Genomic DNA, 22,514 nt, shown 5'->3' with positions numbered 1-22,514 from the left:
TGCGCCGGTGAGCCGAGGGTCATCGCACCACGCTTCCGGCCGTCCGCCATGGGCGGAGCCGAACCCTCCGCGCTCGCCGAACAGCCCCTCGCCGGTCGCTTTTCGGGGTCCGGGTGGCGAAGCCCCGGTTGTCACCGTGTGACAGCTGAAGCTCAGGCGTCCCAGGCGAAGAGCCGGTCGCCCGCGGCGACCTCGCGCTCGGTGTCCAAACCGGACAAAACCTCCGCCGAGGCGTCCAGCGCGACGACCGGGACGATCGCCGAGTAGCCCGCCGCGGTCACCGCCTCCGGGTCCCAGCTGACGATCGGCTGCCCGGCCCGCACCTGCTCGCCCTTGACGACGTGCAGCGTGAAGCCCTCGCCCTTTTCCTTGACCGTGTCGATCCCGAGGTGGACCAGCACGGCCTTGCCGTCCTCGGTCGCGACGACGTAGGCGTGCGGGTGCAGCGTCGCCACCGTGCCGTCGACCGGCGCGACCGCGTCCGACCGGCCGCCCGTGGGCTGCACGGCGATGCCCGGGCCGACCATCGCCTGCGCGAAGACCGGGTCGGGGACCTCGGTGATCGGCACCACGCGCCCGGCGACCGGGCTGAGGATGTCGAAGCTCACAGCAGGTCCTCGATGTCGCTGGCGATGGTGTCCGCCTCCGGCCCGACGATCACCTGCAGCGCCGACGACCCCATCTTGACCACGCCCATCGCACCGGCCTTCTTCAGCGCCGCCTCGTCGACGAGGCTCATGTCCTCGACCTCGCAGCGCAGCCGCGTGATGCAGCCCTCGATCTCGGTGAGGTTCTCCGTGCCGCCGAGCGCGGCGAGGATCTTCTCGGGCCTGTCATCCGCCATCGCGGTCTCCTTGATCACTGTTTGTTCCCAACCTGACGCGAACCGCGTGTCCACCTGTACTACGCCGATCGTCGGCATGCACCCCGCCGCGGGCCACGAACGGATAACGGTGGTTGACACCCGTCCGCGCGGCGGAGCATCCTGCCCCATCAGATCATTGGTCTAGACCGGAACGTACCAATGTTCCGGGCCGGACGCGAGCACCGGTCCCCGGTGGCGCGAGAACGAGGAGGGTGACGCCGATGAGCGCGGCCGCGCACGTCCCGCCGCCCGACAAGGTTGTCAACGGGCCCACGCCCAAGCACGCCCAGCTGCGGGAAATCCTCCGCCGCACGGTGGAGCGCGAGCTCCCGCCGGGTGCGCCGATCCCGTCGGAACGCGAGCTGGCCCAGCGCTACGGCGTGTCGCGGCTCACGGTCCGGTCGGCGATCGGCAAGCTGGTCGAAGAGGGCCTGCTCGCCCGGGTCCGCGGCAAGGGCACGTTCACCGCGGCCCGGCGGATGGAGCTGCAGCTCTACCTGATGTCGTTCACCGACGACATGCGGAGGCGGGGGCTGACCCCGACGACCGAGGTGGTCTCCGCGGCCACCGAGGTGCCGCCCACCGCCTCGGCGCACGCCCTCGGCCTGGCCGAGGGCGCATCCGCGCACCACCTGGTGCGCCTGCGCCACGCCGACGGCGTGCCCCTGGCCGTCGAGCGCGGCTGGTACCACGCGGGCCGGGCTCCCGGCCTGCTCGGGCTCGACCTGACCCAGTCCATTTACGCGCAGCTGGCCGAGACGTACGGTGTGCGTCCCGACCAGGCGTGGCAGACGGTCTGGGCCGAGGGCGCGGACCGCGAGACGGCCCGGCTGCTCGGCATGCGTGCCGGCAGCCCCCTGCTCGTGTTCCGGCGGGTCTCCAGCGCAGGCGGCGACCCGATCGAAGACATCACGTCCTGGTACCGGGGAGATCACTACCAGGTGACCATGCAGTTGGACCGGAACACCCCGGAGCCCGGTCAACCACCCCACTATGGAGGATCCAGATGAGCACCACCACCGCGGAGGGGGCGAAGAAGGGCGGCGGAGGTCTCGCCGGCCTGCAGCGCTTCGGCCGCAGCCTCATGCTCCCCATCGCCACGCTCCCTGCGGCGGGCATCCTGCTCCGGTTCGGTCAGGACGACCTGCTCGGCAAGGACGGCCTCGGCTGGGACAAGGTAGCCGCCGTCATCGGCTCGGCGGGCAACGCGCTCTTCGACTTCCTGCCCCTGCTCTTCGCGATCGGCATCGCGGTCGGCTTCGCCCGCAAGGGTGACGGTTCGACGGCCGTGGCGGCGGCGGTCGGCTGGGTCGTCTTCAACCGGGTGATCCAGGCCATCGCGCCGGTCAGCAGCCAGGTGGGCTACAAGCCCGCTTGGGACAGCTCGCCGCTGCACTGGCCGTACAGCGTCCTGACCGGCATCGTGTCCGGTATCGTCGCGGCCCTGCTGTGGCAGCGGTACCACCGGATCAAGCTGCCCGCGTGGCTGGCGTTCTTCGGTGGGCGGCGGTTCGTCCCGATCATCACCGCCTTCACCATGATCATCCTGGGTGTCATCTTCGGCATCGTCTTCAAGTGGGTCGACGCGGGCATCCAGAACCTCGGTGAGGCGATCGTCGGCCAGCCGGTCGTCGGTGGCGGCATCTACGGCTTCTTCAACCGCCTGCTCATCCCGGTCGGTCTGCACCAGCTGCTGAACGTCCCGATGTGGTTCATCTTCAACGGTGGCGACCTGACCAACTTCTTCAACCACGTGCAGGGCTCGGGCATCTTCATGACCGGGTTCTTCCCGATCTTCATGTTCGCCCTGCCGGCCGCGGCGCTCGCGATCTGGCAGACCGCCCGCCCCGCGCAGAAGAAGATCGTCGGCGGTGTGATGATCGCGGCCGCGCTGACCTCGTTCATCACCGGTGTCACCGAGCCGATCGAGTTCTCGTTCATGTTCGTGGCGTGGCCGCTGTACATCTTCCACGCGATCATGACCGGCGTTTCGCTGGCGCTGGTGAACGCCCTGGACATCCACCTCGGCTTCTCCTTCTCCGCGGGCGGGATCGACTTCCTGCTCAACTCGAGCCTGGACACCGCGCACAAGGCGTGGCTGCTCATCCCGATCGGGCTGGTCTTCGGGGTGATCTACTACTTCGTGTTCCGGATCGTCATCACGAAGTGGAACCTGCGCACCCCGGGCCGCGAGGACGACTCGATCGAGGCGGACCTCGACCGGACGGCCGCGAAGTAACATCACCACCGAAGTAACCGAAAGCGAGAGGACGAACATGCCGGAGAAACGCGTCGCCGTGGCCAGCAAGGTGGGCCTGCACGCCCGGCCGGCCGCGCTGGTGGCGAAGGCGGCCGCGGCGCAGCCCGTCGCGGTGCAGATCGCCAAGGCCGGCGGAGACCCGGTGGCCGCCGGCAGCGTGCTCAACCTGATGACGCTGGCCGCCGGGTACGGCGACGAGGTCGTCATCAGCGCCGAGGGCGAGGGTGCCGAGGAGGCCGTGGAAGCGGTCGCCCAGCTCGTCGCCACCGATCTCGACGCCTGACGAACACCGCGAAGGCCTCCGCACCGGTCCCCGACACCGGTGCGGGGGCCTTCGTTTCGTAGGGTGGGCGCATGGAGAGCGTGCGCCTGATCGACGAGTGGCCGGTGGACAACGCCGCGACGGCCGTGGTGACGGCGGACGGGAGCGTCGCCGGCCGCCACGGTGACACCGCGCGGAAGTTCCGGCTCGCCTCGGTTTCCAAGCTGCTGACCGCCTACACCGCGCTCATCGCGGTCGAGGAAGGCGTCGTCGAGCTCGGTACGCCGGCCGGGCCCGAGGGCTCGACCGTGCGGCACCTGCTGGCCCACACCTCCGGGCTCGCCTTCGACGCGCACAAGGCGATGGCCGCCCCGGGCACCCGGCGGCTCTACTCCAACGCCGGGTTCGAGCAGCTGGCCGACGCGCTGGCCGAGCACTCCGGCATCCCCTTCGCGCAGTACCAGGCCGAAGCGCTGTTCACCCCGCTCGGCATGACGTCGACCGCGCTCGAAGGCTCGCCCGCCGCCGACGTCGTGTCCACTGTGGACGATCTGGCCGCGTTCGCCGCCGAGCTGCAGGCCCCGAAGCTGCTCGACCCCGCCACCGTCGCCGAGGCGACGGACGTCGTGTTCCCCGGCCTTTCCGGGGTGCTGCCCGGTTTCGGGCACCAGAAACCCAACGACTGGGGCCTCGGCTTCGAGATCCGCGACCACAAGAGCCCGCACTGGACCGGGGCGAACAGCTCGCCGCGGACGTTCGGGCACTTCGGCCAGTCGGGCACGTTCCTCTGGGTCGACCCGGACGCGGGCGCGGCCTGCGTCGCCCTCACCGACCGCGCGTTCGGCCCCTGGGCCGCCGAAGTCTGGCCGCGCTACACCGACGCCGTCCTGGCGGACCTGGGCGCGTGAAACGGGCCCTCCTCGCGGGCCTCCTGCTGCTCGCCGCCTGCAGCGCGCCCCAGGCCGCGCCCGCACCCACGCCCACCCCGGAAGCGCCCGAGCCTCCCCCGGCGCTCGGCACGAACGGCGCCGCGGTCCCGGCGCTGCACTGGGTGCCCTGTCACGGGCCGTTCCAGTGCGCGGCCGCGGCCGTGCCGCTGAGCTACCGCGAGCCCCGTGGCGCCACGATCCCGCTGTCGGTGATCCGGCTGCCGGCGGGCGACCCGGGACGGCGGCTCGGCTCGCTGTTCTTCAACTTCGGCGGCCCGGGCACGGACGGCGTCGGCGAGTTGACCCGGTTCGCCGCCCGTTACCCGCCGGAGCTGCGGGCCCGGTTCGACCTGGTGAGCTTCGACCCGCGCGGGATCGGCGGGTCGGCGCCGATCGGCTGTGCGAGCCCGGACCGGCCGGCCGGGTCCCCGATCAGGCAGCCGGACGCGTTCTTCGCCGCGAGCGCGGCCACCGGCAAGGCCTGCGCGGCCTCGGGCGGCCTGCTGAGCCACCTCTCCACGGCGAACGTCGCGCGGGACATGGAGCTGCTGCGCCAGGCCGTCGGGGACGCCTCGCTGAACTTCTACGGGTACTCCTACGGCACCTACCTGGGCGGCACGTACGCGAACCTGTTCGGGGACAAGGTCCGCGCGATGACCCTCGACGGCACGCTCGACCTCGTCGCGAACGCCACCGGCCGGCCGGGGCAGGCGGACCAGCCGGTGGACGTGCGGGCCGACGTCGCCGGCGCGCAGCAGCAGGAACTCGACCGGTTCTTCGCGGTGTGCGCCGCCGCCGGGCCGAAGTGCGCCTTCTCCGCGGGCGACCCGAAGCAGAAGTTCGCCGGGATCTTCGCCCACGCCTCCCGTGGCCCGGGCGTCGGCTCCCTGATGAAGACCGTCGACAGCGCGCTGTACCAGTCCGGCCGGTGGAAGCGACTCGCCCAAACCCTGGCCGCAATGCCCGCGGATCCGGGCCCCGCGGCGCCGGTGCTCGACCCGTACGTGCCGACGCACTCCCCCGGCTTCCTGGCCGTCCAGTGCGTCGACAGCGACAACCCGCAATCGCCCGCGGACTACGCCGCACTGGCCACGACGGAAAGCGCGCGGCAGCCGTACTTCGGGCTGAGCGCGGTGTATTCGATGGCCCAGTGCGTCGGCTGGCCGGCCCACGACGACGACCGGTACACCGGACCGTGGAACCGGCCGCGGAAGAACCCGATCCTGGTGCTGAACAACCGGTTCGACCCGGCGACCCCGCTGCACAACGCGGAGGCGACGGCGGCGGAGCTGGGCGACGGCCGCGTGCTCGTCGTGGACGGCTACGGCCACACGTCCCTGGACGCCCCGAGCGCGTGTGCCTCGGCGGCCGTCGTGCGGTACCTGACGGAGCTGGCCGCCCCGGCGCCGGGGACGACCTGCGCCCCCGACGCGGTTCCCTTTCCCTGAGGGAAATTCGCCGACCGGACGTCGTGCCCAACGGCCCGGCCGGGACCGGGTCCAAAGACCCTGCCGCGGGCCGGGTGCGGGTGGTGTCATCGAAGGGTGCAGGCCCGCCGCAGGGCCGGTGCGGGGACCTCGGGCCCCGGCGGGCCGCACACCTTCTTCACTCCATGACGCGGATCGGCGCCCCCGCCTGGTAGGCCGCGATGTCCTCGACCGCGTCGCCGTAGAAGATCTCGTAGACCTCCCGGGTGACGAAGCCGATGTGCGGGGTCAGGACCGCGTTGTCGAGTGTCCTCAGCGGATGGTCGGCGGGGAACGGCTCGGTGTCGTAGACGTCCAGCGCGGCGGCGCGGATCTCCTTGCGCCGCAACGCGTCCACCAGTGCCGCCTCGTCGACGATCGGGCCGCGCGAGGTGTTCACCAGCAGCGCCGTCGGCTTCATCGCGGCGAATTCGGCCGCCCCGACCAGGCCGCGGGTACGCTCGCCGAGCACCAGGTGGATGGACAGCACGTCCGACCGCGCGAAGAGCTCGTCCTTGGTCACCGCGGTGACGCCGTGCGGGTCCGCCTTCTCCTGGGTCAGGTTCTGGCTCCAGGCGATGGTCTCCATCCCGAAGACCTGCCCGATCTTCGCCGCGCCCGCGCCGAGCCGGCCCAGGCCCAGCAGGCCGAGCGTCTTGCCGTGCAGCATGGTGCCGACGGACGTCTGCCAGCCGCCCTCGCGCATCGAGCGGAACTCCTGCGGCAGGTTCCGCGACGCGGCCAGGATCAGCGCCCAGGTGTGCTCGGCGGTCGGCTCCCCGATGTAGCCGGTGGCGGACACGACGACACCGTTGCGGCGCGCGGCGGCCACGTCGACGGCCGCGTTCCGCTTACCCGTGCTGACCAGCAGCTTCAGGTCGGGCAGCGCGTCGAGCACCTCGGCCGGGAACCGGGTGCGTTCGCGCATCGCGACCACCGCTTCGAAGCCCTGCAGTTGCTTGACGACGTCGGTCAGGGGTTCGGTGAAGACCGTGATGTCGGCCTTGAGCGAGTCCCAGTCGCCGAAGGTGAGGGCGACGTTCTGGTAGTCGTCGAGAATCGCGATCCGCATGACCTCACCGTAGTAGGTGGACGCGTCAGCCGGTGGCGGGCGGCTCGCCGGGGAAGAGGATCGGGCTGAGCAGGTACCGCGTGCGGCCGGGGGTGGCCGGGTTGGCCAGCCGCGGGAGGATCGCGGCCCGCAGTTCGCCGACCATGGCGACGAGTTCGTCCTCGCTCAGCCAGATCGCGTGCTGCTGGTAGCCGACGGGGTCGGCGGACGGGTCGGTGCCGTCGCGGTCGAGATAGGCGTCGAACTCGGCGACCAGGGTCGCGACCGCCACGGCGAACCCCCGCCGGTGGTCCTCGGCCGACATCGACGCGGCCGTACCACGGTCGATGGACGCCCGGTCCCGGCGCAACCGGTAGTGCCGCTCGACCGCGCCGCGGACCCGGCGTTCGCCGGCCACCTCCAGGACGCCGCCGGCGCCGAGCTGGTCGACGTGCCGGTAGAGCATGGCTTTCGAGACGTCCGGCAGGAGCGCGCCGAGCTCGGCGGTGGTGAGCGTGCGCTCGCCGCGCAGGGCGTGCACGATCCGCAGCCGCACCGGGTGCCCCAGGAGTTCCAAGGTGTCCACCCCCCAATGTTCTCATGACGTGATACCGTTCGCAAAACACGAGAATGGTAGGGGCGGATGATGAGCACGGACCCGGCAGTGGTCGCCCGGACGGTCGTCGACCTGACGGCAGCGGGACGGTTCGCGGAGGTCGAGCAGCGGTTCGCGCCGCGGCTGCGGGCGGCGGCGTCGGCCGGGACGCTGCGGGTCGGCTGGGAGACCGAGCTCGCCAAAACCGGGCCGGTCCGGGCGGTCGGCACCCCGCTGAGCGAGCTGCCCGCGGAGGGGCTGGTCCGGGTCAGCGTCCCGGTGACCTGCGAGCGCGGCGGCCTCACGGTGGTGATGTCGGTCGACGACGCCGGCCTGCTGCACGGCCTGCGGCTCGCGCCACCGACCGGCCTGTCCTGGACGCCTCCGGCCTACGCCGAGGCGGGCCGGTTCACCGAGCACGAGGTCACCGTCGGCACCGGCCCGCTCGCGGTGCCGGGCACGCTCACCGTGCCCCGGGGGCGTGGCCCGTGGCCGGGAGTGGTGCTGCTCGGTTCGGGGCCCGCCGACCGCGACCTGACGACCGGGCCCAACAAGCCGTTCAAGGACCTGGCGTGGGGGCTGGCCTCCCGCGGCGTCGCGGTGGCCCGGTTCGACAAGGTGACCCACGTCCACCCGGAGACCGGTTCCGCACCCGGCTTCACGATGGCCGACGAGTACGTGCCCCACGCGCTCGCCGCCGTCCGCCTCCTGCAGGCGCAGGAAGCGGTGGACCCGGCGCGGGTGTTCGTCCTGGGACTCAGCGGGGGCGGCAAGGCGACGCCCCGGGTCGCGGCCGCCGAGCCGTCGATCGCCGGCCTGATCAGCCTGGCCGGCGACACCCTGCCGCTGCCGCGGGCGGCCGTCCGGGTCGCCCGCTACCTGGCCGAAGTGGCCCCGGGCCCGGCCACCGCGGCGGCCGCCGAGTCGGTCGCGCGGCAGGCGGCGCTCGTCGAAAGCCCCGAGCTGTCACCCTCGACGCCGGCCGCGGACCTGCTGTTCGGCTGGCCGGCCTCGTACTGGCTGGACCTGCGCGGCTACGACCCGGTCGCGACCGCTGCCGCCCTCGACAGGCCGATGCTGATCCTGCAGGGCGGCCGCGACTACCAGGTGACCGCGACCGGCGACCTCGTGCGCTGGCAGGAGGGCCTGGCCCACCGGCCGGACGTCACGATCCGCGTCCACGAGGCCGCCGACCACCTGTTCTTCCGCGGCGAAGGACCGTCCACCCCGGCCGGTTACGAGGCGCCGCAGCACGTCGACCCGGCCGTGGTTGCCGACATCGCGGCCTGGGTTTCGGCGCGCTAGCGGACGACCACGTCCACCCGGACCAGGTGGTGGTCGGAAGCGTCGTTCAGCCGGGACAGCGGGTCGGACGGGACCGGCCAGAACACCTCGGCGCACCCGGGCACCAGGCCCTTCGACGGCAGCACGTAGTCGGTCCGCAGGTTGCCCGGCGCGACGTCGTTGAAGTCGCCGGTGTCGAAGAACGGGTTGCTCTTCTGGCCGACGTTCGCGCCGCCCTGGGCCTGCGCCGCGAGCACCGCGCCCCGGCTGCCCGGGTGGGTCTCGATGACGCGCCGCGCGTGCAGCAGCTGGTCGATGGCGCCGGGGACGCTGTCGCCGTCGAGGGGGTCGGAGTTGTTGTCGCCCGCGATCACGAACCTCTCCGATGCGCCCAGGCCGCCGCGGTGGCCGCGGTCGTCGTAGAGGTAGCCGCCCTGGCCCGGGGTCACGTAATCGGCCCAGAAGCGGATTTCGTCGTGGTTGCGGGTGCCGTTGCGGTCCTCCGGGCCGTCGAAGCTCGGCGGTGTCGGGTGCGAGACCAGGAAGTGCACGGTCGAACGGCCGATCTTCAGCGGCAGGTCCCAATGCGACTTCGACGACAGGCGCAGCACGTTCAGCTCCGCGGCGTCGTACCAGTCGTGCGGCGCGGGCGTGGCCGGGTCGTCCGGCAGCAGCGCGCCCGGCATGTCCTTCCACCGGAACTTCTGGAACGTCCGGACGTGCGCGAGGTCGATCGGGTACTTCGAGAGCACCAGCAGCCCGTACTGGCCCTCGAAGGTGCCGAAGCCCTGGGCGTCGTTGCCGCCGCCGACCGTGCCGCTGCGATCGAGGTCGAAGCCGGTGGGCACGCCCGTGTTGACCGGCGCGGTGTAGGCGTACGGGTAGTCGATGGGCCGGGCGCCGTGCTGGCCGATCGCCAGGTAGTTCTTCCGGAACAGGTCGGCGGCCGCGTTGCCGGGGACGTAGTCGAACTCGTTGATCAGCTGGACGTCCGCGCGGTTGCGCTGGATCACCTCGGCGACCTCCTGCGCCTGGGCGTTGCCCGGCGTCGAAAGGTCGGTGACGAGCTGCCCGGCAGCAGCGCGATTCAGCGAAGCGTTGAAGGTGGCGAAGCGAACGTCGGTCCCGAAGCTCGCAGAAGCGGTGGCGGGGACGAAGAGCGCTACGAGCGCGGCGGCGGTCAGCCCGGCGGCGATGCGTTTCACGGCGGTCACCCTATGCCGGAAATCAGCCGTCCGGGTGAGCAGCAGGTGAACGGGCGACGTGACCCAGCCCTCTTGAACACGTTCAAAAGCAGCGCTACCGTCTCTCTTGAACACGTTCAAAAAGGAGAAAGCCATGGACCCGATAGTCCTCGCCTACGCGCTCTACCTGCTGATCAGCATCCCGCTGACGGTGCTCGTCGCCCGGACGCTGAGCAAGCACGGCCGCACCTTCCTCACCGAGGTCTTCGCCGACAGCCCCGGCCTGGCGAACGCCGTGAACCAGCTGCTGGTGGTCGGCTTCTACCTGGTCAGCCTCGGCTTCGTGACGCTCTTCCTGACCAGCAACAGCTTCGTGGTCAGCGCCCGCGACGTGTTCGAGATGCTGTCGGTCAAGATCGGCACGGTCGCGCTCGTTCTCGGCGTCATGCACCTGTTCAACGTCCTGGTGTTCAACGGCATCCGGCGCCGCCACCTGGCCCCGAAGCCCGCGCCGGCGCCGGTACCGCTCCCCTACCCTGGCGTGCCGCAGGTCCCGCCCTTCCCGGCCCCCTGACGGCGGCGGCGCTAACGTGCAGCGCGTGGCCAAGAGCGAGGAAACGCGGTCCCTGATCGTCACGACCGCGATGCGGCTGTTCACCGAGAACGGCTACGACCGCACGACGATGCGCGCGATCGCCGCCGAAGCGGGGGTTTCCGTCGGGAACGCCTACTACTACTTCTCGTCGAAGGAACAGCTGATCCAGGGCTTCTACGACGAAATGGCCGCGCAGCACCTGACGGCGGCCCGGGCACTGCTGACCGGCCGCCCCGGCTTCGCCGACCGGCTGAAGGCCGTGCTGCTGTGCTGGCTCGACATCGCCGAGCCCTACCACCGCTTCGGCACGCAGTTCTTCGTCAACGCGGCCGACCCGGAGTCGCCGCTGAGCCCGTTCAGCGACGACTCCTCGGCCGCCCGGGCCGCGTCGATCGGCCTGATGCGCGAGGTCGTCGACGGCTCCGACGTCAAGCTCGACCCGGAGCTGCGGGACCAGCTGCCGGAGCTGCTCTGGCTGTTCCAGATGGGCGTGGTGCTGTTCTGGGTCCACGACCGCTCGGCCGGCACGAAACGCAGCCGGCTGCTGGTCGAGCGCAGCGTCCCGCTGCTGGCCCGGCTGGCCGCGCTCTCCCGGCTGCGGGTGTTCCGCCCGGTCAGCCGGGAGATCGTCGACCTCATCCACGACCTCGCCAAGCGGGATTGACCGCCCGGAAGTACAGGAACCGCGGCTTGGTCCGCAGGTTCGCCGCCCATTGCGGATCGGCGGCCTCGGCCTCCGGGACCGGCATCGGCTCGACCAGGCGGTCCACCGCGAAGCCCGCGTCGCGGACCGCCTGGAACGTCCAGCTCAGCGGGCGCCGGTGGAAGTGCACGACGTTGCCGGGCGGGAACTCGTCCTCCAGCAGCTCCAGCTCGAAGTAGTTCTCCCTGCCGAACCACCGCCAGTCCTCGCCCGGGTGGTGCACCGAGAACACGAGCGCGCCCCCGGGCTCGAGCACCCGGCGGAACTCGGCCAGCGCCGGCCCCCAGTCCGCCAGGTAGTGCAGCACGAGCGATGCGGTGATGACGTCGATCGAGGCGTCCGGCAGCGGGAGCGGGCGGGTGATGTCCGCGACCTCGAACCGGGCGGTGTTCCCGAACTTCCGGCGCGCGACGGCGATCATGCCCGCGCTGGAGTCGATGCCGAGGACGTCGGCACCGCGCTCGGCCAGGAGCGCGCTGAGGTGCCCGGCCGCGCAGCCGACGTCCAGCACGCGCCGCCCGGCGACGTCCCCGGCGAGGTCGAGGATCGCCGGCCGGTCGTAGAAGGCGTTGGTGACGGACTTCTCCGCGTGCTCGGCGTAGGCCTCGCTGTGGCCGTCGTACTGCGCGGCCCGCGCGCGGCCGAGGATCTCCTCGACCACCTCCGTCTTGGCGTCGGCGTAGTTCTGGATGTACTTCCACGTCTTCGCCGCGAGTTCGCGCTTCTTCGCCGCGTACAGCTCCAGCTCCTCCGGGTGCGCGCGCAGGCGGTCGCGGAAGAGGCGGTAGCGCGGCGTCTGGCCGTTGCCCGGCGAGTAGACGTGCAGGTTGACGTTCGTGTCCGGGCCCTTGAACATCCGGTGCTTCTCCCAGTCGGGCTCCCGGATCGTCAGCCGGTACCCGGCCGCCTCCAGGTCCGGGACGTAGGTGTCTTCGTCGTCGGAGTCCGGCACCTCCAGGAGGATGTCGACGATCGGTTTGGCGCACAGGCCGGGCACCGACGTCGAGCCGACGTGCTCCAGCACCAGCACCCGCTCCCCCAGCACGCCCCGGATCCGCTCGGCTTCACGCTCGAACAGCCGTGGCCATTCCGGGTCGTAGTCGGCGAGGGTGACGGTCGAGTTCAGCTTCGGCGCTTCGCCGACCCACGCGCTCTGGACCTCTTCGTCGCTCAATGCTTCTTGGCCGGTCATTCCGGTTGACCCCCTTCGACAAGGCAGTCCGCCAGATTATCGGCGTGCGCAACCGGTTTTCTCAGTCGATCGGCAGCGGCAGCAGGTTCCCGGTCGCTTCGCGCAGCGCATCCCGCATCGCCGCCCGCGGGGCCGGGCGGCCGGTGAAGTGCTCGGCCTGGCCGAACGCCTGGTGCAGCAGCATGTCCAACCCGGTCGCGAGCCGTCCCCCGCGCGCCGCGACGGCTTCGGCGAGCGGTGTCGGCCACGGGTGGTAGATGACGTCGAGGACGTGCTCGACCGCGGCGAGTTCGGCGACGTGCGCGGCGACCGCGTCCGGCGGGACGGTGTTCACCAGCACCGCCGCGGACCCGAGCGCCGCGAAGTCCGTGTCGGCCCAGCGCAGGACGTCGACGTCGAGCGCGGCCCGCTTCGCCGCGTCGAGGGTTTCGCCGGCCCGGGCCGGTTCGCGCACGACCAGCCGCACCTGCCGGACGCCGAGGGCGGCGAGCCCGACCACGGCCGCCACCGCCGTCCCGCCCGCGCCGAGCACGACCGCGGTGTCCGCGGGCGACGGCCGGTAGCCGCCGGCCGCGCGCAGGGCGCCGGTGACGCCCTCGACGTCGGTGCAGTCCGCGAGCCAGCCCGTCGCGGTGCGGACCAGCGTGTTGGCCGCGCCGACGGCGGCCGCCCGCGGCGTCACCTCGTCCGCGTGGTCCAGCGCCGCGCGCTTGCCCGGCATGGTGACCGAGAACCCGGCCCACTCCGGGCCGAGGCCCTCGACCAGGCCCGGGAGATCTTCGGCGCTGGTCTCGATGCGCTCGTAGGTCCAGCCGGTCAGGCCGAGCGCGGCGAACGCGGCGCCGTGCAGCACCGGGGACAGCGAGTGCGCCACCGGCTTCCCGAGCACGGCGGCCTTGCGGGGCTCAGATGACACCGCGTTCCCTGGCCAGGTCCCGGTTGCGGTTGTGCTCGTCGTTGGTGACCGCGAAGCAGGAGAGGCCGTTCTTCTCGCACTTGACGAAGTACACCCAGTCCCCGGCCGGCGGTTTGACCGCGGCCTGGATCGCCTCCGGGCTCGCCACCGCGATGGGTGTCGGCGGCAGCCCGGCGTTCTTGTAAGTGTTGTACGCCCCGGACTTCACCCGGTCGCCTTCGTTGGTCAGCAGCGTCGGCCGGTCGAGCACGTAGTTGACCGTGGAGTCCATCTGCAGCCGCATGTTGATCTTCAGCCGGTTGTAGATGACCCGCGAGAGCTTGCCGAAGTCGGCCTTCACGGCTTCGCGTTCGATGATCGAGGCGATGATCAGCGTCTGGTACGGTGTCACGCCCGGGCCGGTCGACTGCGGGCTCAGCTGGGCGTTCTGGATCGCCTCGGCCGAGCTGTGCACCAGCTGCGTGAGGATCTCCTGCGCGCTGGACCCGGGCTTGACGTCGTAGACGCCGGGCGCGATCAGGCCCTCCAGCCTGCGGTCCTTGCGGTCGGCCTTGTTGGCCGGCTCGATCGCCCAGTCCGGCACGCCGAGCTGCTTGAGGTCCGCGGCGTCGACGGCCTTGCGCAGGTCGTCCGCCGAGACGCAGGTGCTCTTGCCGTTGAGCTGCGCGCAGGACGCCTTCGCCATCAGGCTGTACACGCCGGGCGTGACCTTGCCGTCGGGCTGGGTGATGTCGTCGAACTGCGTGTACGGCCGGATCTCCAGCTGGCCGACGCGAGAGGCGGCGTCGGTGATCCGGTCGACCGCGCTGGCCCCGGACATGTGCGACTTCATCACGTAGAAGCCGTGCTGGAGCCGGGCGAGCTTCGGGTTGCCCTCGCCCGCCTTGACGAACGCCTTGGTGCTGGCGACGACCCCCGCCGTGGTGAGCTTCGCGCCGATCGCCGACGTCGTGTCGCCGTCGTCGACCTGGAACACCACGTCGTCGGTGCCCGCGCCGTCGAAGTCGTCGTAGCCGAAGAACCGGTTGAAGCCGTACCAGGCACCGCCCGCGAGCAGGGCGATCACCGCGATCGCGGCGACCCACCCGAGGGCGCGCTTGCCCTTCTTCTTGCGCGGCTTCTCCGGCTCTTCGTCGTAGTCGTCGTAATCGTCGTCGTACTCTTCGTAGTCCTCGTAGTCGTCGTAGCCGTCTTCCGCGAGCTCCTCCTGCGGCGGCTCGGCGGGGGCCTGCGCCGGGATCACCTCGGTGACCGGCTCTTCACGCCCGGGCGCGACCGGCGGACGGCGGCGCGGCTCGGCGCCGGGTTCGGGCATGCCTGCGGAGCGGTCACCCGGCTGGGCGGGCGGCCGGACGGGCTCGGCGGCCGCGCCGCGACGCCCCGGGGAGCGTTCGGCCGCATCGGGATCGGTACGGCGACGGCGCGAAGGTGCCGGTTCGATGCGCTCGGGCACGGCACGCCGCCGGCCATCGGCCTCGTCGGGCTCGGGTGCGCCACGCCGCCGGGCGGCTCTGGCCTCGGCATCGTCCGGGTCGGGTCCGCCACGCCGCCGGGCGGCTCTGCCATCGGCATCGTCCGGGTCGGGTGCGCCACGCCGCCGGGCGGCTCTCGCCTCGGCATCGTCCGGAACCCCGCGTCGCCGGGGCGCTCCGGCCTCGTCCGGAGTCCCGCGCCGCTGAGGCGACCGGCTCTCGAAGTCGTCGAAATCCGGCGCGCCACGCCACTGAGGCGCGCTGCTTTCGGGATCGTCGAGATCCGCAGCGCCGCGCCACTGGGGCGCGCTGCTCTCGGCGTCGTCGAAGTCCGGAGCCCCGCGCCGCCGGGACGCCCCGGCCTCGTCCGGAGCCGGAGACCCGCGCCGCTGGGGTGGCCGGCTCTCGAAGTCGTCGAAATCCGGCGCGCCACGCCGCCGGGGCGCCCTGCCCCCAGCGTCGTCCGGGGCGCCGCGCCGCTGAGGCGGGCGGCTCTCGAAGTCGTCCGGGTCCGGGGCGCCGCGACGCCGGCGTGAGGACCGGCCGGCGCCTTCGTCGGGGTCCGGTGCGATCCGGCGCGGAGCCGGCCTGCCGTCGAGGTCGTCCGGGTCCGGCGCGGCGCGGCGCCGGGGCGGCCTGCCCTCGACGTCGTCCGGGGCCGCGCGGCGGCGGCGCGGGGCCGGCTGGTCGATCTCGGAGCCCTCGTCGAGGCCGTGGCGGGCGCGCGCCGCCCTAGCCGGGGCCGCGCGGCGCTCCTGCGGGTCGAATTCCGCGTCGGCCGACGGCAGCGTGCCCGGCGGTTCCAGGCGGCGGCCGGGTTGCGGTGCGCCGCGACGCGGGTCGTAGCCCGGCGGCTCTTCCCGGCGGGCCCGGCGGGAGGGCTGCGGCAGGTCGTACTCGCCACTGCGACGTGGCGGCAGCTCGTGCTGGCCGCTGGGGGTGCGGCGCGGTGCGGGCCGGGACGGCGGCGGGGTGGCCGCGTCCGGCTCGCGCAGTCGCCGGCGCCCGCGTGGGGGCTCAGGTGGCTGCTCGTTCATCGGTCTCCCTCCCGGGCGCGGTGCGCAGCGGCGGCGTCGATCCAGGCCTGCAGGATCTCGACGGCGGCGGCCTGGTCGACCACCGCGCGCTGCTTGCGGCCTTTGACCCCGCGCTGGGAGAGGATGCGGGATGCGGTGACCGTGGTCAGCCGCTCGTCGCCCAGCCGGACCGGCACGGGCGCTATCCGCCCGGCCAGGCGTTCAGAATACGCGATCGCCAGCTCGGCCGCCGGGCCCTGGCGGTTGGCGAGCGTTCTCGGCAGGCCCACGATCACCTCGACCACCTCGTGCTCGGTGACGAGGGCGGCGAGCTGGTCCAGATCACTGTCGTCGGTCGCATCGCGGGAGAGGGTAACCAATGGCGACGCCAGCATCGGGGCCGGATCGCTCAGCGCGACCCCGACCCGGACGGATCCGACATCCACGCCGAGCCGGCGGCCCCGGCCCGGATCGCCCACGCCGGGACGGTCCGGGCCGCGGTTTCCGCGGTTAACCAATGCCGGCAATCGCCGCGCGCAGGGCCGTGACCGCCTCTTCCGCGCCGGCCGGGTTCGTGCCACCGCCCTGGGCCATGTCGGGCTTGCCGCCGCCCCGGCCGCCGATCTTCTCGGCGAACGACGGCACCAGCTTGCCCGCGGCGATGCCCTTGTCCTGGGCCGCCTTGGTCGTCGCGACGACGAAGCTCAGCTTCTCCCCGGCCGGCGAGAACAGCGCCACCACACCGGGCCGCGTGCCGAGCCGGCCGCGGATGTCCGAGGCGAGCGCGCGCAGGCCGTTGCCGTCGACGTCCGGGACGACCTCGGCCACGACGGTCACGCCGCCGATCTCCTGCGCCTTGTCGACCAGCGCACCCGCCGAGCCCAGCACCTGCTGGGTCTTCAGTTGCGCGATCTCCTTCTCGGCGTTCTTCAGCCGGGTCAGGACGTCGTCGATGCGGCCGGGCAGCTGGTCCGACGGCACCTTGAAGGTGTTCGCCAGCTGCGAGACCAGCAGCTGCTCCTTGCGGACGTACTTCAGCGCGTCGCCGCCGACGAGCGCCTCGACGCGGTGCACGCCCGAGCCGATGGAGGCGTCGGAGACCAGCTTGACCAGGCCGAGCTGGCCGATCCGGTCGACGTGCGTGCCACCGCAGAGCTCGCGGGAGTACTCGCCCATGTCGACCACGCGGACGTCGTTGCCGTACTTCTCGCCGAACAGCGCGACCGCGCCCAGCTCGAGGGCCTTGTCCTTGGTCGTGGTGTAGCTCTGCACCTCGACGTTGGTCTGGAGGTAGTCGTTGACCTCCTCCTCGACCTCGGTCAGCACGTCCGCCGACACCGAACCCGGCGTGGTGAAGTCGAACCGCATGCGGCCCGGCGAGTTCAGCGAACCCGCCTGCGCCGCGCGCTTGCCGTACGCGCCGCGGACGGCCGCGTGCACCAGGTGCGTCGCCGAGTGCGAACGCTCGATCGAGAGCCGGCGGTGCGCGTCGACCGAGCCGGTGAGCTTGGTGTCCAGCCCGACCTCGCCGTCGACGACCTCGACGCGGTGCACGAACAGGCCCGGCACGATCTTCTGGACGTCCAGGACCTTCAGCTCGACGCCGTCACCCAGCAGCACGCCGGTGTCGGCGACCTGGCCACCGCTTTCGGCGTAGAACGGCGTCCGGTCGAGGACCAGCTCCGCCTTCTTGCCCGCCGAGACGCTGCGCACCGGCTGACCGTCTTCGAGCAGCGCGACGACCTTGGCCTCGGCCTGCAGGTCGGTGTAGCCGAGGAACTCGGTCTCGCCGTGCTGCTCCAGGACCTTCCGGTACTCCGAGAGGTCGCCGTGGCCGGTCTTGCGGGCCGCCGCGTCCGCCTTCGCGCGCTTGCGCTGCTCGTCCATGAGCGTGCGGAAGCCCTCTTCGTCGACGGTCAGGCCCTGCTCGGCCGCCATTTCGAGGGTGAGGTCGATCGGGAAGCCGTAGGTGTCGTGCAGCTGGAACGCCTTGTCGCCCGCGAGCACGTCGCCGCCGCCGCGCTTGGTCTCCTCGGCCGCGAGGTCGAAGATGCGCGAACCGCTGGTCAGGGTCGAGAGGAACGCCTCCTCCTCAATCCGGACGACCTCGTTGATGCGGTCGAAGCCGGAGACCAGCTCGGGGTAGGTCGGGCCCATGGTGTCGCGGACGACCGCCGCGAACGCCTGCAGCACCGGCTCGTGCACGCCGAGCAGGCGCGAGGAGCGGATGATGCGGCGCAGCAGGCGGCGCAGCACGTAGCCGCGGCCGTCGTTGCCCGGGGTGACGCCGTCGCCGATCAGCATGACACCGGTGCGGGCGTGGTCGGCGATGACGCGGAAGCGGACGTCGTCGGCGTGGTTGCTGCCGTAGCGGCGGCCCGAGAACTCCTCCGCGCGGCCGATGACCGGGCGCACGAGGTCGGTCTCGTAGACGTTCTCGACGCCCTGCAGGATCGTCGCGACGCGCTCGACGCCCATGCCGGTGTCGATGTTCTTCTTCGGCAGCTCGCCGATCGGCGGGTGGCCGAGCTTGGGGCTCAGGTCGCCGCGGACGTCCTGCATGAAGACGAGGTTCCAGATCTCGATGTAGCGATCCTCGTCGGCGACCGGGCCGCCCTCGCGGCCGTACGCCGGGCCGCGGTCGTAGTAGATCTCCGAGCACGGGCCGCCGGGACCGGGCACGCCCATGTCCCAGTAGTTGTCCTTGCCGTCGCGGGCCTGGATGCGCTCGCCGGGCAGGCCGGTGAGCTTGCGCCACAGCCCGGCCGCTTCGGAGTCGTCGTTGTAGACGGTCGCCCAGATGCGGTCGGGGTCGAGGCCGAAGCCGCCTTCGCTCTGGGGCTTGGTGATCAGCTCCCAGGCCGCCTCGATGGCGCCTTCCTTGAAGTAGTCGCCGAAGGAGAAGTTGCCGGCCATCTGGAAGAACGTGTTGTGCCGGGTGGTCTTGCCGACCTCGTCGATGTCCGGCGTGCGCACGCACTTCTGCACGGAGGTCGCGCGCGGGTACGGCGGCGGCGCCTCACCGAGGAAGTACGGCTTGAACTGGACCATGCCGGCGTTGACGAACAGCAGGTTCGGGTCGTCGAGGATCAGCGGCGCGCTGGGCACGCGCGTGTGGCCGCGGCCTTCGAAATGGCGCAGGAAACGGTCGGTGATTTCGTGTGTGTCCACGGGTCAGTCCTTGTGGCTGTGGTTCGGAACGGGGTGGGCGGCGTGGCTGCGGCGAAGGGGTTCCGGGCAGGCCCGGATCAGCCCTCCGCCCGGCGAGCTCGCCGGACCGGGCGCCGGGCGGCGGCGTGCCGTCCCTCGGCGCGGGGCGCTGACACGCCCGTCCGCTCCTCGACCATGTCGTGCAGCTCCTGTTCCCGCTCGTTCATGCCCGCACGCACCTCGGCGCCGAACGAACCCACGGCGCCGGCCAGCTCGCGCACGGCGTCCCCCAGGTTCGATGCTAACCCGGCCGGGGTGGCCTGACGAGCGGTTTCGGCGGCCTTGCGGGACAGCGCGACGCCGGCGACCACGCCGACGCCGAGCCAGAACAGCCGCTTCATTTCCCGGCCTTCCTGGCGGCCTTGAGAGCGCTCTTCTTCTTGCGCGCCTTGATCGCCTTGGACAGGCCGTAGGACAGCGCCGCGGTCTTGACCAGCGGGCCGCCGAGGGTGGCGGTGAAGACGGAGGTGAGCGCGGAGACGTTGCCGGTGACCGCCTGCGCGTTCGCGGTGATCCCGTCGACCCGCTCGAGCTGGGTGTTGACGTGCGTGATCGTCTCGTTCGCGCCGATCAGCAGCGGATCGGTGTTGCTGTTGGTGCGCTCGATCGCCTCGGTGGCCGCGTCCAGCGTCTTGCCGAGCTTGATCAGCGGGATCGCCAGCAGGACGACCAGCACCACGAATGCTCCTGCGGCGATCAACGCGGCGATCTGCCCTGCCGACACGGGCCCTCCTCGGTTCAGGGGTCGGGATGCCGACTGAGGTTACCGCCTGGCCGGGTCCCCGACCGTGTCACCCCGCCGGGCCGGGAAAACGCCTCGCCACCGGCCGCGGCCGCCCGGTACACCTGGGTGATGGACCACGACAGCGGACCCGGCCGGCGGGTCCTCGCCGGGCCGGGCGGAACCGCGGCCGACCTGCTGGCCGGGCTGCCCGGCGCCGACCTGACCACGGTGCAGCTGGAGATCGCGCGCAGGCGTGCGGCCCGGCTGGCCGGGCCCGACGTGCTGCGCCGGCACCGGACCGATCGGTTCACGGGGCCGAGCCCGCTGCCGTTCGGCCGGCTGCGCCGGGTCGAAGACGCCGTGATCGGCACCGCCACCGGCTTCGACCTGGTCACCCTCTCTCCGCTCGTCCCGCTCGGCACCCATTCGGCGGTGGCCGGGGTGGCCCAGCACCGGGTGGTGCCGACCGGCCGCGGCACCGAGGTCGCCGCCGACCCCACGACCGGTCTGGCCTTGGAGGCGGCGGTCCGGCGTTCGTCGGAGGACGTCGTCCGCCTGGCCGCGGTGCAGCGCGTGGTGCGGGCCCAGCAGGTCCCGGCCGGGCTGTTCGCCCACTTCTCGCTGTTCGGCGCCGTGACGGCCGGCCGGGACACCGGCGACCTGGCCTTCGAGCGGCGGCACCTGGCCGAACACGCCGCGCTGCTGGCCGGGGCCTGCCGGGTGCTGGGCGCGTCCGCGGTCGAGCTGGGCGTGACCGTGCTCGACCCCCGGTTCGAGGGGCTGCTCGACGCGGTGCCGGACGTGCCGATCCGGCCGTTCCCGGAGCGGGAAGGCGGCCGAGGCGGCTACTACGAAGGCCTCTGCTTCAAGGTGTACGCGTCCTTCGGCGGCGAGCTCGCCGAAGTGGGTGACGGCGGCTTCACGCCGTGGACGCAGAAGCTGCTGGGCAACGCGAAGGAACGCCTCCTGACCAGCGCCCTGGGCGTGGATCGGCTGGCGACGCTCCTCTAACGCTCCTTCACCACCGCGCGGTACAGCGCCGCCATGTCGTCGTCGCCGTGCCCGGCCTCGACCGCTGCCTCCAGGTGGGTCAGGACCGCCTTCGCCCCCGCGAGGTCGACCTCGTCCCCGGCGGCTTCCACGACCAGGCGGGCGTCCTTCGCCGCCAGCCCGGCCGGGAACGATGCCGCGTACTCGCTCGTCAGCATCGCGCCGCCCTTCACGTGCGCGTAGCCGACGTCGAGGCCGCCGCCCTTGATCGTCTCCAGGAACAGCTGCGGGTCCAGGCCCAGCGCGCCGGCCAGGCCGAGGCTCTCCGCCGTCGCGTTGGTCAGCGCGAGCACCCACGCGTTCACCACCAGCTTCAGGCGGCTGCCGCGGCCGGCGGGGCCGAGCCACTGCGTCTTGATGGCGACCGCGTCGAACACCGGCGTCGCCTTGGGCCGGGCCTCCTCGGGCCCGGACGCCAGCACCTGCAGCTGGGCTTGTTCCGCCGGCTGCCGGGTGCCGAGCACCGGTGCGTCGACGAACACCACGCCCGCCTTCTCCGCCATCGCGGCGAGCCGGTCGGTCCAGTCGAGGCCGACGGTGCTCATCTGCAGCCACAACGTCCCCGAAGCCGGCGACGCCGCTTCGAACGCTTCGGCCACGGCGGGGCCGTCGGCGAGCATCGTGACGAGGATGTCCGCGCCGTCGGCCGCGGCGGAGGCCGACTCGGCCACCGTGGCGACGTCGGAGAGGGGTTCGGCCTTCTCCCGGGTCCGGTTCCAGACGCGGACGTCGAGGCCCGCCTTGGCGATGTTGGCCGCCATCGGGGCGCCCATGATCCCGGTGCCGAGAAACGCGATTGTCATGCCGCCATCGTCCCGGAGGCGGGACGCGGCCGCGCGCTCAGTAGTCGCCGAGGAGGCAGAAGGGGTGGCCCGCCGGGTCGGCGTAGACGCGCCAGCCCCGGCCGCCGAGATCGGGGTCGAGCAGCCGGCCGCCGTGCGCGAGGACGGCGTGGTGCGACTCGCGGAAGTCGTCGACCTCGAAGTCCAGGTGGAACTGCTGCGGGAAGGACGGATCGGGCCAGCTCGGCGGCCGGTGGTCCGGCGCGCGCTGGAAGCCGAGGACCATCCCGTTCACGTGCAGGGTCGACCAGTCCTCGTCCACGCGCCACCGCGGATCGGGGAGATCCACATCGCCACCGAGCAGGGCCTGGTAGAAGCGGGCGAGCACCAGCGGCTCCGGACAGTCCAGGACGATGCACTGCAGCGTCGCGGGCACGGGCACGCCTCCTGCCGTCGTGGGGCCCTCCCCGGTCGGGGCCGCCTGGAGGGGAAGAGTTTACGAACCCCGATGATCTTGCCCCCCCGCGGCCCACGATCGGGGGAACGACGGGGCTTGTTCGGCCGGCAAGACCAGAGGGCCGGCAGCGATCGGCGGCCGGGCGACCAGCACCGGAGGGCGGCGGCCGGCGAGCAGGCGGGCGGCGGCCAAGCAGCGGGCGGAAGCCCAGCATGGACGACGGCGGGCAGGCAGGCAGGCAGCGGCCAAGGAGCGGGCGGAAGCCCAACATGGGCGACGGCGGGCGGGCGGCGGGCGGGCGGCGGCCTGCCAAGCAGTGGGCAGGCGGCGGCCAGACTGCGGCAGCAGGAGCGATGGCGGGCAGGCGGCGGCCGCAACCGGCCAGCGGCGCCCGGCCGGCGCCGCCCCTCACTCGCCGCGGATCGTGCGCCTCAGCTTGGGCACCCGGTCGGCCAGGGTTCGCTCGGCTCCCCGCTGTGTCGGCTCGTAGTAGTCCCGCCC

General features: G+C 72.4%; 23 protein-coding genes. 9 read left to right on the top strand and 14 right to left on the bottom strand.

The window, feature by feature from the left end; translation table 11 throughout:
- Positions 1 to 152 precede the first annotated feature (152 nt).
- Entirely contained in the window at positions 153 to 608 is a 456-nt protein-coding gene (locus ACWEVN_RS31825; protein ID WP_310974999.1) for a PTS sugar transporter subunit IIA, read from the bottom strand.
- Positions 605 to 844: a glucose PTS transporter subunit EIIB gene (locus ACWEVN_RS31820; RefSeq protein WP_167379806.1), complete on the bottom strand. Its 240-nt coding sequence runs from the start codon at positions 842 to 844 to the stop codon at positions 605 to 607. Before ACWEVN_RS31820 ends, ACWEVN_RS31825 begins: the two co-directional genes overlap by 4 nt.
- A 242-nt stretch (positions 845 to 1,086) precedes the next feature.
- On the opposite strand from ACWEVN_RS31820, the gene ACWEVN_RS31815 reads away from it, so the two are divergent.
- From ACWEVN_RS31815 to ACWEVN_RS31795, 5 genes are all read left to right on the top strand, one after another.
- Positions 1,087 to 1,875, top strand: coding sequence for a GntR family transcriptional regulator (locus tag ACWEVN_RS31815; RefSeq protein ID WP_310974998.1), 789 nt, complete (start codon positions 1,087 to 1,089; stop codon positions 1,873 to 1,875).
- A complete protein-coding gene (locus ACWEVN_RS31810) occupies positions 1,872 to 3,104 on the top strand; it encodes a PTS transporter subunit EIIC (protein WP_310974997.1) in 1,233 nt (410 codons plus the stop codon). Before ACWEVN_RS31815 ends, ACWEVN_RS31810 begins: the two co-directional genes overlap by 4 nt.
- Positions 3,105 to 3,141: 37 nt before the next feature.
- The gene (locus tag ACWEVN_RS31805; protein ID WP_285994310.1) at positions 3,142 to 3,408 is read left to right on the top strand and encodes an HPr family phosphocarrier protein; all 267 of its coding nucleotides are present in this window, start codon (positions 3,142 to 3,144) and stop codon (positions 3,406 to 3,408) included.
- A 71-nt stretch (positions 3,409 to 3,479) separates the two neighbouring features.
- Positions 3,480 to 4,295, top strand: a complete 816-nt coding sequence (locus ACWEVN_RS31800; protein ID WP_452053731.1) for a serine hydrolase domain-containing protein — start codon at positions 3,480 to 3,482, stop codon at positions 4,293 to 4,295.
- Positions 4,292 to 5,764 carry an alpha/beta hydrolase gene (locus ACWEVN_RS31795; protein ID WP_452053730.1) on the top strand — a complete coding sequence of 491 codons (1,473 nt, stop codon included), beginning with the start codon at positions 4,292 to 4,294 and terminating at the stop codon, positions 5,762 to 5,764. Before ACWEVN_RS31800 ends, ACWEVN_RS31795 begins: the two co-directional genes overlap by 4 nt.
- Positions 5,765 to 5,921: 157 nt before the next feature.
- On the opposite strand, the gene ACWEVN_RS31790 is transcribed toward ACWEVN_RS31795, so the two are convergent.
- Together ACWEVN_RS31790 and ACWEVN_RS31785 are read right to left on the bottom strand one after the other, a co-directional pair.
- Positions 5,922 to 6,854: a D-2-hydroxyacid dehydrogenase family protein gene (locus ACWEVN_RS31790; protein WP_449686696.1), complete on the bottom strand. Its 933-nt coding sequence runs from the start codon at positions 6,852 to 6,854 to the stop codon at positions 5,922 to 5,924.
- Between the two features lie 25 nt (positions 6,855 to 6,879).
- A complete protein-coding gene (locus ACWEVN_RS31785; RefSeq protein ID WP_452053729.1) occupies positions 6,880 to 7,419 on the bottom strand; it encodes a helix-turn-helix domain-containing protein in 540 nt (179 codons plus the stop codon).
- 60 nt (positions 7,420 to 7,479) lie between these two features.
- Between ACWEVN_RS31785 and ACWEVN_RS31780 the strand changes: the two genes are divergently transcribed.
- Complete coding sequence (locus tag ACWEVN_RS31780) at positions 7,480 to 8,733, top strand: hypothetical protein (protein ID WP_452053728.1); 1,254 nt, start codon at positions 7,480 to 7,482, stop codon at positions 8,731 to 8,733.
- On the opposite strand, the gene ACWEVN_RS31775 is transcribed toward ACWEVN_RS31780, so the two are convergent.
- On the bottom strand, positions 8,730 to 9,917 hold the full coding sequence (locus ACWEVN_RS31775; RefSeq protein WP_452053727.1) for an endonuclease/exonuclease/phosphatase family protein: 1,188 nt from the start codon (positions 9,915 to 9,917) through the stop codon (positions 8,730 to 8,732). The two genes, ACWEVN_RS31780 and ACWEVN_RS31775, sit on opposite strands and share 4 nt — an antisense overlap.
- Before the next feature lie 133 nt (positions 9,918 to 10,050).
- Here ACWEVN_RS31775 and ACWEVN_RS31770 point away from each other — a divergent pair, with 133 nt between their 5' ends.
- Both ACWEVN_RS31770 and ACWEVN_RS31765 read left to right on the top strand, forming a co-directional pair.
- Entirely contained in the window at positions 10,051 to 10,470 is a 420-nt protein-coding gene (locus ACWEVN_RS31770) for a hypothetical protein (RefSeq protein WP_449686692.1), read from the top strand.
- Positions 10,471 to 10,495: 25 nt separating this feature from the next.
- Positions 10,496 to 11,155, top strand: a complete 660-nt coding sequence (locus tag ACWEVN_RS31765) for a TetR family transcriptional regulator (RefSeq protein ID WP_452053726.1) — start codon at positions 10,496 to 10,498, stop codon at positions 11,153 to 11,155.
- On the opposite strand, the gene ACWEVN_RS31760 is transcribed toward ACWEVN_RS31765, so the two are convergent.
- From ACWEVN_RS31760 to ACWEVN_RS31730, 7 genes are all read right to left on the bottom strand, one after another.
- Complete coding sequence (locus ACWEVN_RS31760) at positions 11,127 to 12,386, bottom strand: GrpB family protein (protein ID WP_452053725.1); 1,260 nt, start codon at positions 12,384 to 12,386, stop codon at positions 11,127 to 11,129. The two genes, ACWEVN_RS31765 and ACWEVN_RS31760, sit on opposite strands and share 29 nt — an antisense overlap.
- A gap of 61 nt (positions 12,387 to 12,447) precedes the next feature.
- Positions 12,448 to 13,275 carry a shikimate dehydrogenase gene (locus ACWEVN_RS31755; protein ID WP_452053732.1) on the bottom strand — a complete coding sequence of 276 codons (828 nt, stop codon included), beginning with the start codon at positions 13,273 to 13,275 and terminating at the stop codon, positions 12,448 to 12,450.
- A 16-nt stretch (positions 13,276 to 13,291) separates the two neighbouring features.
- On the bottom strand, positions 13,292 to 15,811 hold the full coding sequence (gene mltG / locus ACWEVN_RS31750; protein WP_452053724.1) for an endolytic transglycosylase MltG: 2,520 nt from the start codon (positions 15,809 to 15,811) through the stop codon (positions 13,292 to 13,294).
- Entirely contained in the window at positions 15,808 to 16,269 is a 462-nt protein-coding gene (gene ruvX / locus ACWEVN_RS31745) for a Holliday junction resolvase RuvX (RefSeq protein WP_103350558.1), read from the bottom strand. The genes mltG and ruvX overlap by 4 nt, the downstream gene beginning before the upstream one ends.
- A 31-nt stretch (positions 16,270 to 16,300) precedes the next feature.
- Positions 16,301 to 18,961 carry an alanine--tRNA ligase gene (alaS, locus tag ACWEVN_RS31740; RefSeq protein WP_452053723.1) on the bottom strand — a complete coding sequence of 887 codons (2,661 nt, stop codon included), beginning with the start codon at positions 18,959 to 18,961 and terminating at the stop codon, positions 16,301 to 16,303.
- A gap of 77 nt (positions 18,962 to 19,038) precedes the next feature.
- Positions 19,039 to 19,341: a hypothetical protein gene (locus tag ACWEVN_RS31735; RefSeq protein ID WP_310974984.1), complete on the bottom strand. Its 303-nt coding sequence runs from the start codon at positions 19,339 to 19,341 to the stop codon at positions 19,039 to 19,041.
- On the bottom strand, positions 19,338 to 19,724 hold the full coding sequence (locus tag ACWEVN_RS31730) for a DUF948 domain-containing protein (protein ID WP_086841104.1): 387 nt from the start codon (positions 19,722 to 19,724) through the stop codon (positions 19,338 to 19,340). Before ACWEVN_RS31730 ends, ACWEVN_RS31735 begins: the two co-directional genes overlap by 4 nt.
- A 129-nt stretch (positions 19,725 to 19,853) precedes the next feature.
- Between ACWEVN_RS31730 and ACWEVN_RS31725 the strand changes: the two genes are divergently transcribed.
- Complete coding sequence (locus ACWEVN_RS31725) at positions 19,854 to 20,735, top strand: hypothetical protein (protein WP_452053722.1); 882 nt, start codon at positions 19,854 to 19,856, stop codon at positions 20,733 to 20,735.
- On the opposite strand, the gene ACWEVN_RS31720 is transcribed toward ACWEVN_RS31725, so the two are convergent.
- Positions 20,732 to 21,577 carry an NAD(P)-dependent oxidoreductase gene (locus ACWEVN_RS31720; protein ID WP_449686686.1) on the bottom strand — a complete coding sequence of 282 codons (846 nt, stop codon included), beginning with the start codon at positions 21,575 to 21,577 and terminating at the stop codon, positions 20,732 to 20,734. The two genes, ACWEVN_RS31725 and ACWEVN_RS31720, sit on opposite strands and share 4 nt — an antisense overlap.
- 37 nt (positions 21,578 to 21,614) lie before the next feature.
- Positions 21,615 to 21,992, bottom strand: coding sequence for a VOC family protein (locus ACWEVN_RS31715; protein WP_449686685.1), 378 nt, complete (start codon positions 21,990 to 21,992; stop codon positions 21,615 to 21,617).
- Between the last annotated feature and the right edge of the window lie 522 nt (positions 21,993 to 22,514).

This window comes from Amycolatopsis sp. NPDC003861, assembly GCF_053605405.1.
The sequence above is the reverse complement of the archived record's forward strand: the minus strand, read 5'-3'. Positions and strand labels throughout refer to the sequence as shown.

What these genes read in the sequence shown, in the direction of transcription:
- ACWEVN_RS31760 (WP_452053725.1), bottom strand. Translation starts at nt 12,386, where the DNA reads ATGACCGGCCAAGAAGCATTGAGCGACGAAGAGGTCCAGAGCGCGTGG.
- ACWEVN_RS31720 (WP_449686686.1), bottom strand. Translation starts at nt 21,577, where the DNA reads ATGACAATCGCGTTTCTCGGCACCGGGATCATGGGCGCCCCGATGGCG.
- ACWEVN_RS31815 (WP_310974998.1), top strand. Translation starts at nt 1,087, where the DNA reads ATGAGCGCGGCCGCGCACGTCCCGCCGCCCGACAAGGTTGTCAACGGG.
- ACWEVN_RS31770 (WP_449686692.1), top strand. Translation starts at nt 10,051, where the DNA reads ATGGACCCGATAGTCCTCGCCTACGCGCTCTACCTGCTGATCAGCATC.
- mltG (WP_452053724.1), bottom strand. Translation starts at nt 15,811, where the DNA reads ATGAACGAGCAGCCACCTGAGCCCCCACGCGGGCGCCGGCGACTGCGC.
- ACWEVN_RS31735 (WP_310974984.1), bottom strand. Translation starts at nt 19,341, where the DNA reads ATGAAGCGGCTGTTCTGGCTCGGCGTCGGCGTGGTCGCCGGCGTCGCG.
- ACWEVN_RS31810 (WP_310974997.1), top strand. Translation starts at nt 1,872, where the DNA reads ATGAGCACCACCACCGCGGAGGGGGCGAAGAAGGGCGGCGGAGGTCTC.
- ACWEVN_RS31805 (WP_285994310.1), top strand. Translation starts at nt 3,142, where the DNA reads ATGCCGGAGAAACGCGTCGCCGTGGCCAGCAAGGTGGGCCTGCACGCC.
- ACWEVN_RS31780 (WP_452053728.1), top strand. Translation starts at nt 7,480, where the DNA reads ATGAGCACGGACCCGGCAGTGGTCGCCCGGACGGTCGTCGACCTGACG.
- ACWEVN_RS31725 (WP_452053722.1), top strand. Translation starts at nt 19,854, where the DNA reads ATGGACCACGACAGCGGACCCGGCCGGCGGGTCCTCGCCGGGCCGGGC.
- ACWEVN_RS31790 (WP_449686696.1), bottom strand. Translation starts at nt 6,854, where the DNA reads ATGCGGATCGCGATTCTCGACGACTACCAGAACGTCGCCCTCACCTTC.
- ACWEVN_RS31820 (WP_167379806.1), bottom strand. Translation starts at nt 844, where the DNA reads ATGGCGGATGACAGGCCCGAGAAGATCCTCGCCGCGCTCGGCGGCACG.
- ACWEVN_RS31800 (WP_452053731.1), top strand. Translation starts at nt 3,480, where the DNA reads ATGGAGAGCGTGCGCCTGATCGACGAGTGGCCGGTGGACAACGCCGCG.